Raw genomic sequence first — 17841 nt, forward strand, 5'->3', positions numbered from 1 at the left:
TGCGCTTTGAGCGCAGCTTTTTTGTATAGAACTAGTCACTGATTTCTGGCAGTTGTTTGGCCATTACCACGCCAGCAAAAGTAATAAAAGAGAACACTAACACCACTGCTGAAAGGCTCAAAAAGTTCGACATAACACCAAGAGAACTCATTAGAAGCAGCATTATTCCAACCACCGTGTTACTCACGGCTACATAGCTTGTCCGCTTGTCACCTTCTGCGATATCAACTAAGTAGGTTTTTCGTCCGACTCGTATTCCGTCGTGGGCAATACACACACAAAAGTAGAGCAGAGGAATCACGAATAGGAAGCTTTGGCTAGCGGTGACCCACGTATCGTAAACAAATAAAACAACGCCAAGTAGCGCGCTCATCGTTGCGCCGATGACCATAACACTGCGGCTAGAGCGATCGGACATTCTTCCCCAGAAAGGACCTGACACAAAGGAGGCCAAGCCACTCGCAAACATAAAGAGAGCTAGCACCCAGAGCTGTCCACCGAGAGATTGCTGTGCCAGCACAACGTAGTACGGTGCACTCAGCGCAGAACATAAAAATAGTGTCCGCGTGATAACGAATCGACGAAAGGTCACGTCTGTTTTAAGTAACGCGAGTTGTTTAAATGCCTCAAGGACGCCATTTCGACCACCGTCTACCTCACCGGCATACTCATTAACTCGTGCATAAACTAATGCCGCAATAAGCCATATGACGCCCGCTAACCCTAAACTCAGACTGTAAAAGCGCTCCGTCGGCTCTACGTCCCATAACCAGGCCAGTGCCAGAAGGCTAGCGAAAAGTAGTGTAACAAGGCCAGCAGCGCTTGAAGACCAGCCGTTGACTTGACCTCGTTGGTTTTTAGGGATGGTTTTGCCCAACACATCTTTTGATGCGACGGAATTTAAACCGCGTGAGAGACTGAAGATCACAAGACATGCAATTACACCATAACCCGCAGCAGCTCCTGTCAGAGTTAATGCGACCAATCCGATCGCAAATATGGAAAGAGCCTGCAAGATGCTGCCAATTACCCAGACCCATTTTCTTACTGGAATGCGTCGGATGTAGTGCGCGATGCTAAGTTGTGGGATAAGGGAACCTGATTCACGAATAGGAACGAGCCAACCAATTAAGTAAACCGGTGCCCCGAGACTTTGTAGTATCCACGGCAACGTGACTTTGGGGTTGATTAACGCATCGCCGACCTTCGTTAAAAACTGAGCAAGAATGATTTTAAGAAAGTTGCCGGGAACTTGATGACAAGCTGATTCAGGAATCGCCTTACAGGCACGGGCATCTTCGTCATTAACGATCTTTTCGTAAATGCTGTTTTGTTTATCCTTGTTCATCAACCTGCCTATGTTCAACTTATTCATTTCGCGAATAAATTAACATTAAATCCAGTTTGATGTTAAGTGAAGCACGTTATCAAGCCCACAGAAAACCGGTTGTTATTCGTAGGAACAGATTGTGCTAAAGTGGCGTAAACAAAATAACAACGATATTCGATAAGGACTCTTTCATGGACGCTCTCGATCTTTTGCTCAATCGCCGATCTATCGCGAAGTTATCTGCGCCTGCACCAGAAGGTAAAGCGCTTGAGAACATCATTCGTGCAGGCCTTCGTGCGCCTGACCATGCGGGATTAACCCCTTGGCGTTTCGTTATCGCACAGGGCGATGGTTTGAAAAAACTGTCAGATATCTTGGTAAAAGCCGCAGAAGCTGAAAATAGTGATGAAGCGGTGGTCGAAAAGGTGAAAAATGCGCCATTTCGTGCGCCAATGGTGATCACGGTGATTGCTAAAGTAACGGAACATGAGAAAGTGCCTGCACTAGAGCAACACTTATCTGCGGGATGTGCCGTACAATCCATGCAGATGGCAGCAGTAGCGCAAGGCTTTCAAGGGTTTTGGCGCTCAGGTAAGTGGATGTTCCATCCAGAAGTTCATCAAGCGTTTGGTTTAGAAGGTGACGATGAGATTGTTGGTTTCTTGTACCTAGGTACGCCTGGTTGCACACCGATGAAAGTTCCTGAGCGTGACCTTTCTCAGTTTGTTGAATTTCTATAACTGAAAACTTAAACAAACTTGACTGTTTATTTATACAGTTTTTCTTGATTTATTAGGGCTACATTCGTTAATGTGGCCCTAATTATATTTATTTCCAAAACGTTATGTCTCGTCTGTTTATTGCTGAAAAACCAAGCTTAGGCCGTGCGATTGCCGCTGCACTGCCAAACCCTCAAAAGAAAGATCAAGGATTCATCCGCTGTGGGAACGGGGATATCGTTACTTGGTGTATCGGCCATTTGCTCGAACAAGTCGAACCTGACGCTTACGATGAGCGTTATAAAAAGTGGAATATGGCAGATTTACCAATTGTTCCGCAGCAATGGCAGCTCAGACCGAGGAAAAGCGCAAGTAAGCAATTAACAGTTATTCGTAAATTGCTCAAAGAAGCTAACGAAGTCATTCATGCAGGAGACCCAGACCGAGAGGGTCAGCTGTTAGTTGATGAAGTTCTCGACTATTGCAAGTTATCTAAAACCAAGAAGGAATCCACACAGCGTTTGCTGATTTCCGACTTGAACTTACCTGCGGTTAAACGCGCACTCAGTTCTATGCGCAGTAATCGCGAGTTTATCCCACTTTCAGTTTCTGCATTGGCCCGCTCTCGGGCTGATTGGTTGTATGGCATGAACATGTCTCGTGCTTATACCTTGCTTGGTCAAAAAGCAGGGTATCAAGGTGTTCTCTCGGTAGGGCGAGTGCAAACGCCAGTTCTTGGCTTAGTGGTGCGTCGTGATGAGGAAATCGAAAACTTTGTACCGAAGGACTATTTTACCCTACATGCTCTGATTCCGTATCAAGATGCCAATGGCACTTTTGATATTCGTGCTCGTTGGAAGCCAAGTGAGGCATGCAAGCCTTGGCAGGATGAAGAAGGGCGAGTGTTAAACCGTAAGTTAGTGGAAAACGTTGCAAACCGCATTGCAAATCAACCCGCGAAAGTGACGGAGTCGGAACAGAAGCAAACCAAGCAATCCGCACCACTACCTTATTCATTATCTGCTTTACAGATCGATGCAGCAAAGCGCTATGGCATGAGTGCGCAACAAGTGCTAGATACTTGTCAGGCATTGTATGAAAAGCACAAGCTGATCACTTATCCACGTTCAGATTGTCGCTATTTACCGATGGAACACTACTCACAAGCAGGGACGGTGACAACAGCTATTGCGAATAACGCAAAAGAGTTGCAAGGTGCCGTTCAGGGAGCAGACTTAACATTAAAGTCCAAAGCCTGGAACGATAAAAAAGTGGATGCGCACCATGCGATTATCCCTACACCAAAACAAGCTAATGTGAATGCGCTTTCGGGCAATGAGATGAAAGTGTATCAATTGATTGCGCGCCAGTATCTCATGCAGTTTTATCCGGCGGCGGTTTACGCAGAAGCGAAATTAGTTTTCGATATCGCTGGTGGTACGTTTATCGCGAAAGGTCGTCAGTTAGTTTCGCCGGGTTGGAAAGCGCTAATGGGCAAAACTGACAAGGAAGATGAAGGTATTGATGCCGTACCACCGTTACCAGAAGGCACCGTGTTAACTTGTCGTGAAGGGGAAATAAAAGACCGAAAAACCGAGCCACCAAAGCACTTTACCGAAGCATCGCTGTTGCAAGCGATGACCGGGATCGCCCGTTACGTTGCGGATAAAGAACTGAAAAAAATCCTTCGTGATACTGATGGGCTAGGTACGGAAGCGACTCGCGCTGGTATTTTGGACACGCTGTTCAAACGCCAACTGCTCACGCGTCAAGGTAAATCAATTCTCAGCTCTCCTGCGGGAAGAGGTCTCATTCATGCCTTGCCACAGGATTCAACGTACCCAGATATGACGGCCCATTGGGAGCACCAGTTACAAGGTATGGCAGAGAGGAATCAGGCATATCAGCCGTTTATGCAAGCACTAGAGCAACGCATTGATGGCTTGATGGCACAAGTAAAAGCAGGGCCGATCCCTGATTCATTGCGTCATCTACCCAAGGTGGAACGTCCTGCGTTTAAACGTAAAAAGCGTAGTTATTCAAAGAGTGGTAGTGCGACTAAATCCCGTGCAATCAAAGGTAAGCGGGCATAGGACAAGCGCGGCGTAATTAAACACCGCGCATGCTTGAAAATAGATTACTCGAACAGGTCACCGTGGTTTTGGATCGCGCCTCTTACTTCACCTTGAGTTAACACGCGTTTGTCCAGTACCTCTTTCACCTGGTTGCCCAAGTCAACTAATGTATCTCGATTCGCTTGAGTTTGGCGTTTACCAGCACTTCTCAAGCAGTAGTTTAGCTCGTGCTCTTCGCTAAAATTAACCAAATCCCTATCTGCTGCCATCGTGCCTTCTCCTTAATTGTTCTACTTTTTCATAAGTCTGGATTGGATATAGATAAATTCAAGTTAGATTGCGCGAATTATGCTGGTAGATCGCCGATGAACATTATGTTTGCCAACCAAGTCACGATTATGAAGCCTAGCTTAGATGTTATTTGGTCTATTGATGGTTGTTTCTTAACGCCGCTACCAAGGTAGTTCAGTACCATCGTAGTTAATAAATCGACCTGAAAGTTGCGGTGTACTCAGCTCTATCACGTTCGCTAGGCCCTGCGCGGAGGCTTGCGTATCTATCAATGCATTTGGCCCGCCCATTGCCGTTTTTACCCAACCAGGATGAAGCGCTAAAACGGTAAATCCTTCAGGTGTTAAATCATTGCTCAAGCTTTTAACAACCGAGTTTAGCGCCGCTTTCGATGAACGATAAATATAACCGCCACCGGACGTATTTTCGGTCATGCTCCCCACTTTTGATGAGATACAAGCAATCTTTTTCATCTTGCCTTGTTGTAAGCGAGGGTAACAGAGCTCAACCAGTTTTAACGGTGCAATTGTGTTTACTTCGAAGACTTTACGCCATTCTTCTACGTCAGTGTCTCCAAAGCCATATCCCTTGGGGCCGTAATATCCTGCATTATTGATGAGTAAGTCGATGGCAGGGAGTTTATCGGCAAGCAGAGCGACTTGTTCGTAGTGAGTGACATCCAGTTCGTGCAAAACTAGATTGCTGTAATGTGAGGCTAGAGTTTGTAGTTCAGAACTGTTCTCCAAGGAACGGCTAGTAGCGTGTACTTGATGGCCTTGCTTTAGGTACAGCTCAGTTAAGCTAAGGCCAATGCCGCGATTTGCTCCGGTAATAAAGACGGTTTGACTCATACAAACACCTATATTTTTTGATTTCAGTTGAAAGTCATTGTGTTAGCTAAGCGCAATAAAATCAACCAACCACCACGCACCAACAACGAGAGATGAAAATAGGGACAGAGCACAAAGAGAGCCAAACAGTGCACCGAGAATAGCAAAGAAAGTAGAATCCATATGTATATTAAATTTAATTGATATTGAAAATCATTATCAATTAAATTGCTTTTTATTCAACCCTTGAAGTTGATACTATTTCGCTACGATTGTTATTAAGAATTTCTCATGCTGCCATTTATCTACCACCCGATTTATTCTCAACTTGAGTTGCCAGAGGGGCATCGTTACCCAATTATGAAATACCAGTACCTCTATGAATCGGTATTGGTGCATATGGAGAAAGATAACTGGAAAGAACACGTGCAGTTTTTCCAGCCAGAAGCATTAACTGTTGAGGAAGTAAAACGTGTTCATGACCAGGAATACGTCGACTTGCTAGTGAATGGAAACATGCCAGCTGCGAAAATGCGCAGAATAGGTTTTCCTTGGAGTGAGTCTCTCATTACCAGAACGCTAACTTCAGCAGCGGGCACGGCTTTGACCGCAAATAAAGCACTTGAGTATGGTGTTGCCATTCATTTGAGTGGCGGGTATCACCACGCACACAAAGAGTTTGGCAGTGGTTTTTGTTTATTTAATGACTTAGTGATCGCGGCCAGGCAAGCGCTCGAAGTCGAACATGTCGATAAAGTATTGATCATTGATAGTGATGTTCACCATGGGGATGGAACAGCAACTTTGTGTCACGATGAGCCAGATATCATCACGCTTTCTTTCCACTGTGACAAAAACTTTCCGGCTAGAAAGCCTCAGTCTGATCTAGATGTGCCTTTGGTGCGAGGAACCGGTGATGAGGATTTTTTAATAGCGTTTAAGGAAGTGGTCGATATGGCGCTTAATCTTCATCGTCCTGATTTGGTTATCTACGATGCTGGTGTTGATATACATCAAGACGATGAGCTTGGATATTTTGATGTGTCGACGCAAGGGATTTTAGAGCGTGATAGATTTTTAATGCAAACAATGAAATCGCGAGGTATCCCTGTCGCAGCTGTCGTCGGAGGTGGATATCGAACGAATCATTCAGACCTCGTCCCAATCCATTTGCAGCTCATTAATGCCGCTAAAGAAGTTTTTGTTGGTAAGTAAATACAACTAGACGTGAGTATCAACCTGATTCATAACGGGACACTGGAACGAAAAGGGCGCTAATTTTCTAATGGGTTCTTTCTGAATGTGGCGATTGCTTGGCTTGTATTCAAGGAGGGATTTGTACAAATCTTTTCAAATCTGGATATACGAAAAAGCCCGCTAATTTCTTAGCGGGCTTTTTCTAAATGTGGCGGAGAGATAGGGATTTGAACCCTAGATACGCTATTAACGTATGCCGGTTTTCAAGACCGGTGCTTTCAACCACTCAGCCATCTCTCCGTTGTTGAGGCGCATAATATAAGGCTTTGAAAATGTTGTAAACCCCTAGTTGAACTGATTGGATGTTTACTGCGCAAATTTGTGGTTTGTGTTGTTTAAATAAACAAAAACTCCCCAAAAAGGGGAGTTTGAATAGTATATGGATTGCTAGGTATTAATCGTTTTTAGAATAAAAACGCTGTAACTCAGTTAAACCTTGCATCAAAACTGGCAACTTCGGTGCATCATCTCGAAGTCGTTTGTAATTTTTGTCATACAACTTGTAGTTGCCAAACTTATCGATCACTGTGGTTTGTGAGCTAGTAATTAAGGCAAGCTCACGAGTGTCACCCGCTAGGATCCAACGGCGACGACTTTCGTCAAATAGGTTACGACCACTACTGTAATCATATGGGTTGGAAGATACACCGAGCATATCCTGCAACAACGTGACCGAAAGGTCCAAGTGGCTTGTGCTGTGATTAAATTCACCAGCCAACATTCCTGGCCATTGGATTACCATAGGAACTTGTAACTGATAACGGCTGTAGTTGCTGTTTGCGCCCCAGCTGTTCGTATTGGTTTCGTTAAACTCACTACCGTGATTAGAAGTGATAATCACGATGGTGTTTGTCAATAGTCCATTTTTTTCAAGCTCATCAATAATACTAGCGACGGTTTTATCCGCTGATTTCACCGCATATTCATAAGCTTTTTTGAAGCGATCACTTGCGGACATTTCTTCGTCATTATTTGAAGGGATCGATTCAAAATTATCAACGGTGGTGACTTCGATGTAACTAAACCATGGTTGACTCGCTTTCTCTGTTAACCATGTATTCCAGTTCGCGATAGATTGCTTATCGGTATGAGCTTGTGTGCCATCGAGGTCTTCCGCTAGTTTTAAGTCGCGGAAAATAATCTCTGAGTAGAGATCATCTTCAAACCCGCTGCCACTGAATAGGCCGAAGTTGTAACCCTGATCTTTCAGTACATCGAGTAACACTGGCGAAGCACCTTGCGCCTTGATGCTTGAGGCGTAACTGGTTGGTAAGCCGTAGAACAAACCAAAAGCCCCGTAAGTATCATTACTTGAACTGTAATGATTACGGAAGTTCTGATTGTTTTCGGCAAACTCATAGAGGTTAGGCATCTCTTCTGGATTCAGCGCGTCTGCACGCAGGTTATTTACGCTGATCATCAACACGTTGAGCTTATTGACTCGACGGTTAAACTCTAGCTTTTCTAGAGGGTAATTGACTAACTCTACGTTGCCTTCATTTTCCGCTAAGCGTTTTAGGTATTCCTCACGGTCAAGTAGACCATGTTTTTCCATAAAGCTCTTCGCCGTCATCGGATAAGACAATGGGAAGTTTGAACGCTGACTGGTAATTGGATTGTAGAAGTATGCATCTGCCCAAATATAAACCAAATGGCTGGTCATAAAGCTGAGGAAAAATACAGCTGCTAGAGGACGTCCTACGTGCTTATGAGATAGTTTGCGCTGTTTTCGCCATACCCATTCGGATAGAGCGAGCTGAATAAGGAAGATCAGCGGCATTACAACAAACAGATGTTGTAGATCAGTGCTGAGTGCACTTTTATCTTCGCTGAATAGTAACTCCCAAACGACAGGAGTTAAGTGCAAATTGATCGACTGATACGCTTGGGTATCAATCAATAATATGGTTTGCCCAACGGTCGCGAAAATCACTGCCACCAAACGGAACAATTTCCGTGATGGCAGGATAAACGTTAACGGGAATAGAACGAGCAAGTAAAGCGCGAAAACTAGAAAGCCAAAGTGACCAACCCAAGAAACCGCCAGATAAAACTGACCAAGTAACGTCTCGGGCCAAGGAGACTGAACAATGTAGCGTGTGCCTATCAACATCGATGCAACGATATTGAAGAATGCAAACCAGTGACCCCAACCAACCAGTCGAGATACACGTTCGCCGTATGAGTTTCCGCTGTCTACCATGTATGTGTTCTATTGTCCGTTATTAGTGTGTTTTTGGTGTTTCTAAAGAAGACATCAGCGCCTGAGCAAATTTTTCAGCAATCGCTTTGCGTTGTGAAGCAGCAACACGTTGATTTAAGACATTGGTTGCGATATTTCCGGCAATCATTAGCGTCAACTCAGGAGAAGCAGCGTGTTTTTCAAGAACTGTTGCTACTTCAGCAAGAATTTTCTCTACTTGCTCGTCAGTATATTTAGATGTAATCGGCATAAAGACTCTAATAATGATAGTAAAAGCGGCTTATGATAACCTACAATGCCCATCAACTAAAACCTTGTAGCAAGATAAAATCACTATGAGCCTTCATCTTTCAAACGTTATTCTGCATCAACTGTGCAAAAACGATCAGGACGAGCTAGTTGTAAACTTTCGTCCAGCATCATTAGAGAACGATGCATCTACTGAAAACTTAGTCGCTGAGCTTCACCGAGTATTCCATTCTAAAGCTGGTAAAGGTTTTGGCTCTTTCCAGTCAGACAGCGAATTTCAATTTTGGCTTCAAGAAATGCGCAAAGGAGAGCGAGATTTTTACGACTTCTCACAAATTAGTGCAAATCGCTTGAAAGAAGAGTTGATTAAGTACCCATTTGCGGATGAAGGTATTTTGGTTTTCGCTGAGTATCAGAGTTTAGCAACGGACTACTTGTTCATCGGTATCTTACCAATGAACCAAAGTTTAAAAGTGACCGAAGGTTTGGACATCAGTGCGACGGATTACCTAGATATCACCAAAATGGATATTGCGGCACGCATTGACTTGTCGAGCTACGACACTGACAAGGAATCTAATCGTTACTTGCAATACATCAAGGGACGCGTTGGCCGTAAAGTGGCGGATTTCTTCCTAGATTTCCTGCAAGCGGACATCGGCTTAGATACTAAACAACAAAACTTAGTGTTGATGCAGGCAGTGGATGATTTTTGTGCTGACTCGAAGCTAGAAAAGCAAGAAGTGAACGAGTACAAGAAACAAGTTTACGATTACTGCAATGAGCAAATTAAATCCGGTGATGAGGTTCAAATCTCAGAGCTTTCTGGAGAGCTTCCTCCAAGCCAAGATGGCACAAGCTTTATGGATTTCACCAAAGAGCAAGGGTACGAGCTTGAAGAGTCTTTCCCTGGTGACCGTGCGACGGTTCGCAAACTGACTAAATTTGTTGGCGCTGGTGGTGGCTTGAATATTAGCTTTGATAGCCTATTGCTTGGCGAGCGTATTTTTTATGACCCAGAGACGGATACCTTAACGATTAAAGGTACGCCACCAAATCTAAAAGATCAGTTGAGTCGCAACTAAAACCATATCGTCAAATTAAGAGAGCCAATGGCTCTCTTTTTTTATGTGAATAAGAAACATCCATAGTATATGCTTGTAATTAATGGAGATATGCGAGGGGCGAGTGTTGCTGAAGCTAAAAGAAGGAATGAGGCGGTTTGTTTGGTTCTGGTTCGTTTTATGGTGTGTTTTAGCGCTAGGGATTTGGTTGCAAGCCAAACAAACGATTCAAACCATTTCAACAGTGAATGAGCTAGGAAGCAAAGTCGAAGAAGTCAGACATTTTTTTAACTTCGATCTGCCTTATCGTGTTAAGCACGTCGACCAAGTTTCACTAAAACTTCAGTTAGCCTATGCAGTTCGCTTACAGCTTGAAAGTGAGTTTTCTGAAGGCAAAATCACACCAGATATTACTCAATTGCTTTATGCGACCGATCGATTTTTAGAAAGTGCTCGAGCCTTTGTAGGGAGTGACAGTGAGCTTGTATCATTGGCTGAACAGTTGCGAAGAAGCCGCTCCCGAGCTGAAAACTCTGAGCAAATTCAATCAATGTACTATCGCTTAGGTGCACTTGTTTTGGAGTCTATTTTTAGTGACTCAGCAACGAATAGCGATACTTATCGTGATTTAGACCGACTTTTTATTGAGTCGGACACGCTTTCTCCTCAAGAGCGAAGTGCTTTTCAGCGTCAACTTGCCCATACTTCAAGCGCGCTATCTGCCAAGGCGCAAGGCAGCTATCTAGTTAATCAACTGCTTAATCCTGATTTCCCGAACCAGTTAACTTCGATAAATGACCAGTTGGAACAAAAGTTGATGACCTTTGTTACTTGGTTGTCAGTAATCAGTGGTTTATTTCTTTCTCTTATTTCATGGGGGCTTTTCTCCCAAAGAACCGTTCAGCCGCTAATACCATCAAGAGCAGAGGATAAAGAGTCTGAGCAAGTTGGTGGGTCTTATGTTGTTTTTTCTGCTCAGTCCGAAAGCGCTCAAAATAGCCAAGTTAACGAACAGAGTCATAATGAGCCGAACTCATCACAAGTGGAAGTCGTGGAACGTGAGCCGTATATAGATATTAATAAGATGCTGGACTCGCTATCGGGAGATGAAAGCGCGGTGCGAATGTTACTTGAAGTCTTTATTCAGGATCACTCTAGCGATGGTTCAAAAATGCATCGGCTATTAGAAGAAGATAAAGAGCAAGCGCAAAGAGCGGCTCATAGTCTTAAAGGGGTCTCGGGAAGTTTAGGGGCAATGCCATTGCACTGCATTTCGGGTGATATTGAGCTGTTGATTAAACAAGGGCAAAAAGTGCCGGAAGAGAAACTGACACGTTTAGATGATGTCCTAAAGCAAACCATACTTTTCGCTAACCACGTTCTCAATAGTGAAAAGATACAAGAAGCGCTAACAGATTGATATTGCTCTGACTTACAATCATCAGAGTTGGGGTATTAAAGGCCCGAACTATATGGCTTAGTTCGCTTTATTCCTGTTCCATACAATTTGTTAAAGGTACTTTCATGTCCGTTCGTCGATTGTCTTCAATGATGTTGATAGGGTTGGTTGTGATGCTTTCAGGGTGCTCCCTGTTAGAAGTGAAAATCGAGAGTCAAACCGTCCCTCTTACCAAACAAGAGCTTAATATGCGTCTCCTGACTCGTGAGTATGCGCAACAGTTTTTTGCTCAGGTAGAGCAAGCTGCTGATGCATTGCACGATCAATATGAGCCGCATGATAAAGTCCATCAATCTTATATTTTGCTTTGGAAGATAAATGCTGAAGAAGGTCTTCAAGCCGCAGCATACCAAGTCTCGCCAATGGCAGCACTGATTGATACTTGGACTTTTACGCTACAGATGGATCAATTCTTTACGACTGGCCCTGGTAATGAACTATTTGCGACAGATGAGGCAAAGTTAGTTTCTGCTCACTTAGCGAAAGAGGTGGATAAACTGGCTCAATCTCTGTTGAAACAAGAAGCGTACATCAAGACACAAGCGTTTGTTGCAGAGTTCGTTAAGCAACATCCATTCGCGGACTTAAGTATGATCAGGACGCCAGCTTACCGTGGGTGGTTAGATGCGAATCAAATTAGCGAGGAAGAGGCAGTGACTACGCTAGGTACAATGCCAGAAGCATTAGGGGATGTCTCGGATCGTCTAAGCCTTGTATCAGAACAGACCCCCAAAATTATGACTTGGAAGGCGCAGTTATTAGCATTAAATAGCTCTGCCAGCATCGAAAAAGTTAATGCTGCGCTAAATAGCCTACAAGTTACGGCTGATTCGATGAAGGACTTTATTGATAACAATCCAGAGTACATGCGCTATTTGGCAGAGCAAATGGCGGTGGAGTTACAACCTTTGGTTGACGATATTGACCAAAAAACGCAAGCGCGTTTATCTCAATTGGGTGAGGAGCGCCAAGCTTTAGAGCTGATGGTAGCCAGAGAGCGCCAAGAAATCGCGCAGATCATTACCCATGAGCGTGAGAAGTTTGCTCAAGATATGGACCGAGTCTCGCAGGAAGTGGTCAGTTTAGCGATGACCAAGCTGATTGAGCTCGTTAAAAGTACCATTATCTACTTCATCTTGTTCATTGCCGTTATATTCTTTGCACCACTTGGCTTGGGCTATTGGTTTGGTAAGCGTGCAGCAGTGAAAACGCAAGTCAAACAAAGTTAACGTTTGGTTGAGATATAAAAAAGAGCGCTCATGCGCTCTTTTTCTTTGTCTTTCACTCGGAAAGAGAGATTCTTCCTATCTATGCGAACTTAAGCGGTTTGCTGCTTCAGTTCGCCTTCTGCTTGTTCAACTGCTTCCGCTGTTGGTTCGCATTTATCAACAAACCAACCCATGTAGGAACTGATGATGGTCACAATGATACATACAAAGCTTAGCCACATGAACGGTGCATAAGACAGTGTCGCAACACCCAGAATACTTGCCATGTAGATACCGTTGTCACTCCAAGGGACCATACCTGAGGTTAATGTGCCGCCGAACTCTGCGTTACGAGACAAGTTCTTACGTTTGTAGCCTAGGCGATCGTAGTTCTTCGCACAGATTTTTGGTGTCAGGATAAGTGAAACGTACATCGCTGAACCAAATACGTTCCCCATAAAGGCTGTACCGATTGTACTTGTTGCCAGTGAACCTGCACTTTGAACGCGTTTTTCAAACAGCTTAGCGATAGTTTCTAACACACCCACTTTATCTAGTAGACCGCCAAAACCAAGGCCGAATACGATAACAGCAACCGAGCCAAGCATTGAAGACATGCCGCCACGGTTAAGAATTGAGTCAATGAAATCTACGCCTGAAGAAATCGCAAACGGAGCCCAAGCGGTGTTGAACGCGGTTAGGAAGTCCACATCTTGAATCATTACTGCCCAAATAATACCAAGCAGAGAACCAAAACTGATCACTGGGAATGAAGGCATACGCATTGCTAGAAGTGACAATACGATGATCACAGGAACAAATGAGTAAGGGGTGATGTAGAATTGCTGCTCCATCGCTTTAATTACAGAGTCTACCTGGCTCATGTCAACTTGACCTGCGTAGTGGAAACCAAATGCAGTAAACATAATGCCTGTAATAATGTAGCTAATGAGTGCGATCGGCAGCATGCCTTTAATATGTTCCATCACTTCAACGTTAGACATAGATGAAGCAAGGATGACGGAGTCCGATAGAGGCGACATTTTGTCACCAAAGTAACAACCTGAAAGCACCGCACCAGCTGTAATTGGTGCAGGAACGCCAAGGCCTTGGCCAATACCCATCATCGCAATACCAGCAGTACCAGCAGCGCCCCAAGAGGTGCCAGTCGCTAGCGCAGTCAATGAACAGATGATCATGGTTGCGAGCAAAAAGATAGAAGGGTGAATTGCTTTAAGGCCGTAGTAAATGATGGTTGGAACAATACCACCAGAGATCCACGTACCAACAAGCGCGCCAACGGCAAGAAGAATTAAGACGGCTCCAAGTCCATTGGAAATGCCATTTAGTGCAGCTTTTTCCAGATCTTTGTACTGATGACCAAGCTTAATGCCTAATATCATGATAATGAACCAACCGATGTACAGCGCTAGCTGGATCGGTAGGTCTAGCTTGGCAGTGAACGAAAATGCCAGCAGTAGAAATAAACCGAGCGAGATAAATACCTGTATCAAGCTTGGTAGGCGTGGTGTAACTTGCTTCATATGTGCCTCTGTCAATCTTGGAGCAATAGAGGAAGGCGCTCCTTGTTGTAATCGCGCATAACATACATTAACAAAAATTATATTTCGAATATTTGGTGTTTTATCTTGATGTTCGTCGGCAAAAACGTTTGCTTGTGAAATTAACTGTTAGTTTGTTTTAACTTTTTTGGTTTTAAATGTTGTGTAATGTGAAATTATTGTGCTTCATGTGTTATTTTATCACTGAGTGGTAAGACCAATTTGGAGTAACAGTGCTTTCCCTACTTGAAAAATGGCCGAAATCGCAAACCAAACACTAAAAAATCTCGTTTAACACGAATTTTCATAGGAAAAGGTTAAAAAATAGGCTTATTTACAAAATAGGGGTTGAGATTTTGATGCGAAAAATTAACTATGGGGTAGGTTTTTTAATACATGGAGAGTTAATACGATGAGAGTTGGTTTAGTTGGTTGGCGCGGTATGGTTGGTTCAGTCCTTATGCAGCGTATGGTTGAAGAGAAAGACTTCGACCTAATCGAACCAGTATTCTACAGTACTTCTCAAGTTGGTATTCCTGCTCCTAACTTAGGAAAAGACGCAGGCTTACTGCAAGACGCGTATGATATTGAAAGCTTAAAACAGCTTGATGCGGTAATTACATGTCAAGGTGGTAGCTACACAGAAAAAGTTTACCCAGCACTTCGACAAGCCGGTTGGAAAGGCTACTGGATTGACGCCGCATCTACGTTACGTATGGCGGAAGATTCCATCATCACGCTTGATCCTGTGAACTTAAAGCAAATCCAACAAGGCATCCACGGTGGCACGAACACATTTGTTGGTGGTAACTGTACGGTTAGTTTAATGCTAATGGGTCTAGGTGGCTTATTCGAAAAAGGCCTTGTTGAGTGGACAAGCGCAATGACATACCAAGCCGCTTCTGGTGCTGGCGCGCAAAACATGCGTGAACTGATCTCGCAAATGGGCGTTATCAATGACTCTGTAAGTTCCGAACTTGCAAACCCATCAAGCTCTATCCTAGATATTGATAAAAAAGTTGCAGACACAATGCGCAGCGGTTCTTTCCCTACCGATAAATTCGGTGTACCACTAGCTGGCTCGCTTATTCCGTGGATCGATGTGAAACGTGATAACGGTCAGAGTAAAGAAGAGTGGAAAGCGGGCGCAGAGGCAAACAAAATTTTGGGCTCACAAAGCTCGCCTGTGCCAATCGATGGTACTTGCGTCCGTATTGGTGCGATGCGCTGTCACTCTCAAGCACTCACTATCAAGCTTAAGCAAAACGTCCCAATGGATGAAATCGAAGAAATCATCGCCACTCATAACGACTGGGTTAAAGTGATTCCTAACGATCGTGACATTACTGCGCAAGAACTTACACCTGCAAAAGTAACAGGCACTATGTCCGTACCAGTAGGTCGTCTACGTAAGATGGCAATGGGTGATGACTTCCTAAATGCTTTCACTGTTGGTGACCAACTACTATGGGGCGCAGCAGAACCATTGCGTCGTACGTTACGCATTATTCTTTCTGAGAAAGCATAATCACATCAATCTTTGTTTGATGACAAAATAAAAGAGCTCCCTAGGGAGCTCTTTTTTATGCTTCGTCTTCTCCACGAACAACGCGTTTATCAGGATCGGCCAGTTCACTACCACAGTGTTTACAGTAAGTCGCATCAGAGTCGTGCCCGGCGTGAGAACAGTTCGGACACTTCACTAATACTTTGTGCGATTGCATTTCTTGGTGAAGCTCTGCTGTGAAAATACCAGTAGGGACCGCCAAAATTGAATAACCCAACAACATGGTGAGTGAGGCAAGCCCTTTTCCGAGATCTGTTTGAGGTACCAAGTCACCATATCCAACCGTTGTGATGGTCACAATAGCCCAATAAATACTTTTCGGAATGCTAGTAAATCCGTTTTCAGGCCCCTCAATGACAAAAATCAACGACCCAAAGATCGTGACCATAATGGCGACAGAGCTAAAGAAGATAAAAATCTTTCTGCGCGCCATCAGTAGAGAGCGTAAGAGGATGTTGGATTCTTGAAGATAGCGGACCAACTTGAGTATGCGGAATATTCGCATGACTCGCAGTGCTCTTATTACGCCCATAAAGGAGGCTGAAGGGAAAAACAGTGCTAAGTAAGTAGGTAAAATCGCGAGTAAATCAACGATGCCATAAAAGCTTTTCGCATAGGCGGCTGGTTTTGGAGAGCAATAAAGCCGGAGAAAATATTCAATAGTGAATAAACCGGTAAAAGTGTACTCCAAGTATTTCAGCTCTTTTGCCCACTCGGCGCGTACGGATGGTATTGAGTCTAATACCAGCACGATTAGAGAACTGATAATCGCGATAATGAGTGCAATATCGAAGGTTCGACCAGCTTTGGTATGAGTACCAAAAATGGTGACATAAAGAGTATGTTTGAGAGAGTCAGTCGTCATGACAAAGCGATCCATTGTTGAATCGCTCTATCATACAATTTTATAGAAACTCAGGCTAATCCTGGAAATAAGTTGCGTAAACCATTGGCGATAAACTCAATACCCAATGCGCCTAATATCAAACCCATGATACGGGTAATGACGTTGATACCAGTTTGGCCCAAAAATCGCACGATCAGTGGGGCAGAGCGGAACAACAGCCACGAGCATAGACAGAACAAGCCAATTGTAATGCTGATGCCTACCGTATCAAACATGCTTGGGTAGCGTGCACCGTAAACAATAGTCGAACTGATTGCGCCTGGTCCTGCCATTAGCGGCATCGCAAGAGGAACAACACCGATCTGCTCGCGACTCACGTATTCTGATTTTTCCTGTTTGTTTTGTTTATCTTCCCCCAGTTTACCGCTCATCATCGAGAACGCGATGCTAAGCAGCAGTAGCCCACCTGCAACACGAAACGAATCCAGAGAAATGCTGAACATATCTAATAGTAACTGGCCAGCAAAGAGCGAAATGATCAGGATGATCGCAACAGCCACGTTCGCTGTGGTTGCCGTATTGCGCTTTTCGTCTGGTGTCATATGTCCGGTTAGTGACACAAACACAGGCATGATACCAACAGGGTTTACTGCGGCGACCAAACCAAGAAAAAACTGCAAGAAGATAGCAAGTTCAAAAGTTTGCATGTTGCGTACTCATTAAAGTTCACATTAGTGAAAAGGAGAAGGGGTAATTTGGGCGTAATGTAAGGCAAAAGTTGGGTTGGAAGAAATGAAAAAAACTAACGCATTTCCTACTGTTTTAGTGAGAAAAACTAATTCTTTAATAAACTGTATCTAATCTGGAAAAGAATTGTTGCGTATAAAGTTGCTGTCAAAGCGTGCTGTTTTACATAAACGTTAACATTCGCACACTTTTGATAAAAACTAAGGTGGTTTGTAGAGAGATGTATTCGGTTCGATATACTCTCAGTAGCACAAGGAATTGGGCCTACATGTAATTTTGTTGGCTAAAAATGAAACTTTTTTACAGGTTGTTGTAGTTTCTTTTATTTATTTGTCTATTTGCTTCTTTTTTGTTCAATAAAAAGTGAAGATTAATTTATTTGTTTATCAGTGAGTTATGTCGTTTTAGTGTGATGGGGCACCACTTTGGTGGT

General features: G+C 43.8%; 15 protein-coding genes and 1 tRNA gene. 7 read left to right on the forward strand and 9 right to left on the reverse strand.

Translation table 11 applies throughout. From position 1 onward, the window contains the following. Positions 1–31: 31 nt before the first annotated feature. Positions 32–1348 (reverse strand): MFS transporter, encoded by a 1317-nt coding sequence (locus MSG33_RS14505; RefSeq protein ID WP_248381326.1) that lies wholly within the window; start codon positions 1346–1348, stop codon positions 32–34. 173 nt (positions 1349–1521) lie between these two features. Between MSG33_RS14505 and MSG33_RS14510 the strand changes: the two genes are divergently transcribed. Both MSG33_RS14510 and MSG33_RS14515 read left to right on the forward strand, forming a co-directional pair. Beyond that, positions 1522–2070: an NAD(P)H nitroreductase gene (locus MSG33_RS14510; RefSeq protein WP_005396515.1), complete on the forward strand. Its 549-nt coding sequence runs from the start codon at positions 1522–1524 to the stop codon at positions 2068–2070. 104 nt (positions 2071–2174) lie between these two features. Further along, positions 2175–4142, forward strand: a complete 1968-nt coding sequence (locus MSG33_RS14515; protein ID WP_248381327.1) for a DNA topoisomerase III — start codon at positions 2175–2177, stop codon at positions 4140–4142. Between the two features lie 44 nt (positions 4143–4186). Here the strand turns inward: MSG33_RS14515 and MSG33_RS14520 are convergent, their stop codons facing one another. Then, entirely contained in the window at positions 4187–4393 is a 207-nt protein-coding gene (locus MSG33_RS14520) for a hypothetical protein (RefSeq protein WP_005380717.1), read from the reverse strand. A 183-nt stretch (positions 4394–4576) separates the two neighbouring features. Beyond that, on the reverse strand, positions 4577–5266 hold the full coding sequence (locus tag MSG33_RS14525) for an SDR family oxidoreductase (protein WP_104972009.1): 690 nt from the start codon (positions 5264–5266) through the stop codon (positions 4577–4579). 270 nt (positions 5267–5536) lie between these two features. Here MSG33_RS14525 and MSG33_RS14530 point away from each other — a divergent pair, with 270 nt between their 5' ends. After that, on the forward strand, positions 5537–6460 hold the full coding sequence (locus MSG33_RS14530) for a histone deacetylase (RefSeq protein ID WP_104972008.1): 924 nt from the start codon (positions 5537–5539) through the stop codon (positions 6458–6460). 191 nt (positions 6461–6651) lie between these two features. Here the strand turns inward: MSG33_RS14530 and MSG33_RS14535 are convergent. From MSG33_RS14535 to MSG33_RS14545, 3 genes are all read right to left on the reverse strand, one after another. After that, positions 6652–6742: transfer RNA gene (locus MSG33_RS14535), tRNA-Ser, on the reverse strand. 154 nt (positions 6743–6896) lie between these two features. Continuing rightward, complete coding sequence (locus MSG33_RS14540) at positions 6897–8705, reverse strand: DUF3413 domain-containing protein (protein WP_046874519.1); 1809 nt, start codon at positions 8703–8705, stop codon at positions 6897–6899. A 22-nt stretch (positions 8706–8727) separates the two neighbouring features. Further along, on the reverse strand, positions 8728–8955 hold the full coding sequence (locus MSG33_RS14545) for a YejL family protein (RefSeq protein ID WP_005380722.1): 228 nt from the start codon (positions 8953–8955) through the stop codon (positions 8728–8730). An 85-nt stretch (positions 8956–9040) separates the two neighbouring features. On the opposite strand from MSG33_RS14545, the gene yejK reads away from it, so the two are divergent. The 3 genes from yejK (at position 9041) to MSG33_RS14560 (ending at position 12706) form a co-directional block, all read left to right on the forward strand. Then, positions 9041–10039: a nucleoid-associated protein YejK gene (gene yejK / locus MSG33_RS14550; protein ID WP_005396521.1), complete on the forward strand. Its 999-nt coding sequence runs from the start codon at positions 9041–9043 to the stop codon at positions 10037–10039. An 82-nt stretch (positions 10040–10121) separates the two neighbouring features. Continuing rightward, positions 10122–11438 (forward strand): Hpt domain-containing protein, encoded by a 1317-nt coding sequence (locus tag MSG33_RS14555; RefSeq protein ID WP_248381328.1) that lies wholly within the window; start codon positions 10122–10124, stop codon positions 11436–11438. A 104-nt stretch (positions 11439–11542) separates the two neighbouring features. Further along, the gene (locus MSG33_RS14560; protein ID WP_065645115.1) at positions 11543–12706 is read left to right on the forward strand and encodes a chemotaxis protein; all 1164 of its coding nucleotides are present in this window, start codon (positions 11543–11545) and stop codon (positions 12704–12706) included. Between the two features lie 89 nt (positions 12707–12795). Here the strand turns inward: MSG33_RS14560 and nhaC are convergent, their stop codons facing one another. After that, positions 12796–14229: a Na+/H+ antiporter NhaC gene (gene nhaC / locus MSG33_RS14565; RefSeq protein ID WP_005396525.1), complete on the reverse strand. Its 1434-nt coding sequence runs from the start codon at positions 14227–14229 to the stop codon at positions 12796–12798. Positions 14230–14659: 430 nt separating this feature from the next. Between nhaC and asd the strand changes: the two genes are divergently transcribed. Next, positions 14660–15775, forward strand: a complete 1116-nt coding sequence (gene asd, locus MSG33_RS14570) for an aspartate-semialdehyde dehydrogenase (protein ID WP_005396526.1) — start codon at positions 14660–14662, stop codon at positions 15773–15775. 55 nt (positions 15776–15830) lie between these two features. On the opposite strand, the gene MSG33_RS14575 is transcribed toward asd, so the two are convergent. Together MSG33_RS14575 and MSG33_RS14580 are read right to left on the reverse strand one after the other, a co-directional pair. After that, on the reverse strand, positions 15831–16694 hold the full coding sequence (locus tag MSG33_RS14575) for an ion transporter (protein ID WP_101911794.1): 864 nt from the start codon (positions 16692–16694) through the stop codon (positions 15831–15833). A gap of 35 nt (positions 16695–16729) precedes the next feature. After that, positions 16730–17368, reverse strand: coding sequence for a YchE family NAAT transporter (locus MSG33_RS14580; protein WP_005396528.1), 639 nt, complete (start codon positions 17366–17368; stop codon positions 16730–16732). Positions 17369–17841 lie beyond the last annotated feature (473 nt).

It is taken from the genome of Vibrio sp. 1CM7H (genome assembly GCF_023161645.1).
GTDB classification, from domain to species: Bacteria; Pseudomonadota; Gammaproteobacteria; order Enterobacterales; family Vibrionaceae; genus Vibrio; species Vibrio diabolicus.

Coding starts and splice junctions, on each gene's coding strand:
- MSG33_RS14530 (WP_104972008.1), top strand. CDS start 5,537: ATGCTGCCATTTATCTACCACCCGATTTATTCTCAACTTGAGTTGCCA.
- MSG33_RS14505 (WP_248381326.1), bottom strand. CDS start 1,348: ATGAACAAGGATAAACAAAACAGCATTTACGAAAAGATCGTTAATGAC.
- MSG33_RS14520 (WP_005380717.1), bottom strand. CDS start 4,393: ATGGCAGCAGATAGGGATTTGGTTAATTTTAGCGAAGAGCACGAGCTA.
- MSG33_RS14515 (WP_248381327.1), top strand. CDS start 2,175: ATGTCTCGTCTGTTTATTGCTGAAAAACCAAGCTTAGGCCGTGCGATT.
- MSG33_RS14545 (WP_005380722.1), bottom strand. CDS start 8,955: ATGCCGATTACATCTAAATATACTGACGAGCAAGTAGAGAAAATTCTT.
- nhaC (WP_005396525.1), bottom strand. CDS start 14,229: ATGAAGCAAGTTACACCACGCCTACCAAGCTTGATACAGGTATTTATC.
- MSG33_RS14555 (WP_248381328.1), top strand. CDS start 10,122: ATGGAGATATGCGAGGGGCGAGTGTTGCTGAAGCTAAAAGAAGGAATG.
- asd (WP_005396526.1), top strand. CDS start 14,660: ATGAGAGTTGGTTTAGTTGGTTGGCGCGGTATGGTTGGTTCAGTCCTT.
- MSG33_RS14540 (WP_046874519.1), bottom strand. CDS start 8,705: ATGGTAGACAGCGGAAACTCATACGGCGAACGTGTATCTCGACTGGTT.
- MSG33_RS14575 (WP_101911794.1), bottom strand. CDS start 16,694: ATGGATCGCTTTGTCATGACGACTGACTCTCTCAAACATACTCTTTAT.
- yejK (WP_005396521.1), top strand. CDS start 9,041: ATGAGCCTTCATCTTTCAAACGTTATTCTGCATCAACTGTGCAAAAAC.
- MSG33_RS14560 (WP_065645115.1), top strand. CDS start 11,543: ATGTCCGTTCGTCGATTGTCTTCAATGATGTTGATAGGGTTGGTTGTG.
- MSG33_RS14525 (WP_104972009.1), bottom strand. CDS start 5,266: ATGAGTCAAACCGTCTTTATTACCGGAGCAAATCGCGGCATTGGCCTT.
- MSG33_RS14580 (WP_005396528.1), bottom strand. CDS start 17,368: ATGCAAACTTTTGAACTTGCTATCTTCTTGCAGTTTTTTCTTGGTTTG.
- MSG33_RS14510 (WP_005396515.1), top strand. CDS start 1,522: ATGGACGCTCTCGATCTTTTGCTCAATCGCCGATCTATCGCGAAGTTA.